The sequence below is a fragment of the Marinilabilia salmonicolor genome (assembly GCF_003003035.1).
Classification (GTDB): domain Bacteria; phylum Bacteroidota; class Bacteroidia; order Bacteroidales; family Marinilabiliaceae; genus Marinilabilia; species Marinilabilia salmonicolor_A.
On the sequence record NZ_PVTS01000042.1, the window covers coordinates 3,173 to 4,823 of the forward strand.

Annotated in this window: 1 rRNA gene; it reads right to left on the reverse strand. The window is 49.7% G+C overall.

Annotation, left to right across the window (positions count from 1 at the left end):
• Nucleotides 1–108: 108 nt before the first annotated feature.
• A 16S ribosomal RNA gene (locus BY457_RS18720) occupies nucleotides 109–1,630 on the reverse strand.
• Nucleotides 1,631–1,651 lie beyond the last annotated feature (21 nt).

The following is a 1,651-nucleotide window of genomic DNA, read 5'->3' on the forward strand; positions in this document are numbered from 1 at the left end:
CCCATTATATAAAAATTAATGCAAAACCAAAGATAAAAGCTTTTCCGGTCTCTTTCACTCTTTGGAGGTCGAAGTCGTTTTGTCTGGTGTTGGATACATTCTCTCCAGAAAGGAGGTGTTCCAGCCACACCTTCCGGTACGGCTACCTTGTTACGACTTAGCCCCAGTCACCAGTTTTACCCTAGGACGCTCCTTGCGGTTACATACTTCAGGTACTCCCGGCTTCCATGGCTTGACGGGCGGTGTGTACAAGGCCCGGGAACGTATTCACCGCGCCATGGCTGATGCGCGATTACTAGCGATTCCAGCTTCATGAAGTCGGGTTGCAGACTTCAATCCGAACTGGGACAGGTTTTCGAGATTAGCATCACATCGCTGTGTAGCTGCCCTTTGTACCTGCCATTGTAACACGTGTGTAGCCCTGGATGTAAGGGCCGTGCTGATTTGACGTCATCCCCACCTTCCTCGCGGTTTACACCGGCAGTCTTGTTAGAGTCCCCACCATGATGTGCTGGTAACTAACAACAGGGGTTGCGCTCGTTATGGGACTTAACCCGACACCTCACGGCACGAGCTGACGACAACCATGCAGCACCTTGAAAAGTGTCCGAAGAAAAAGGTATTTCTACCCCTGTCACTTCCCATTTAAACCCAGGTAAGGTTCCTCGCGTATCATCGAATTAAACCACATGTTCCACCGCTTGTGCGGGCCCCCGTCAATTCCTTTGAGTTTCATCGTTGCCGACGTACTCCCCAGGTGGATTACTTAATGCTTTCGCTCAGTCGCTTGCTGTGTATCGCAAACAACCAGTAATCATCGTTTACGGCGTGGACTACCAGGGTATCTAATCCTGTTTGATACCCACGCTTTCGTGCTTCAGCGTCAGTGTCAGTTTAGTAAGCTGCCTTCGCAATTGGTGTTCTGAGTAATATCTATGCATTTCACCGCTACACTACTCATTCCGCCTACCTCATCTGTACTCAAGAATGACAGTATCAATGGCACAACTACAGTTGAGCTGCAGGATTTCACCACTGACTTACCATTCCGCCTACGCACCCTTTAAACCCAATAAATCCGGATAACGCTCGCATCCTCCGTATTACCGCGGCTGCTGGCACGGAGTTAGCCGATGCTTATTCGTACGGTACCGGCAAATACTTACACGTAAGTATATTTCTTCCCGTACAAAAGCAGTTTACAACCCATAGGGCAGTCATCCTGCACGCGACATGGCTGGTTCAGACTTGCGTCCATTGACCAATATTCCTCACTGCTGCCTCCCGTAGGAGTCTGGTCCGTGTCTCAGTACCAGTGTGGGGGACCTTCCTCTCAGAACCCCTAGACATCGTTGCTTTGGTGGGCCGTTACCCCGCCAACTGGCTAATGTCACGCATGCCCATCTTTAACCGTCGGAACTTTAAATTATCTGTCAGGTGGCAAATAATTACTATGGAGCATTAATCCCCGTTTCCGGGGGCTATTCTCCTGTTAAAGGAAGGTTGCATACGCGTTACTCACCCGTGCGCCGGTCGTCATCAAGAGCAAGCTCTCATGTTACCCCTCGACTTGCATGTGTTAGGCCTGTCGCTAGCGTTCATCCTGAGCCAGGATCAAACTCTTCGTTGTAGGAAAGTTTTAAAATAAAAT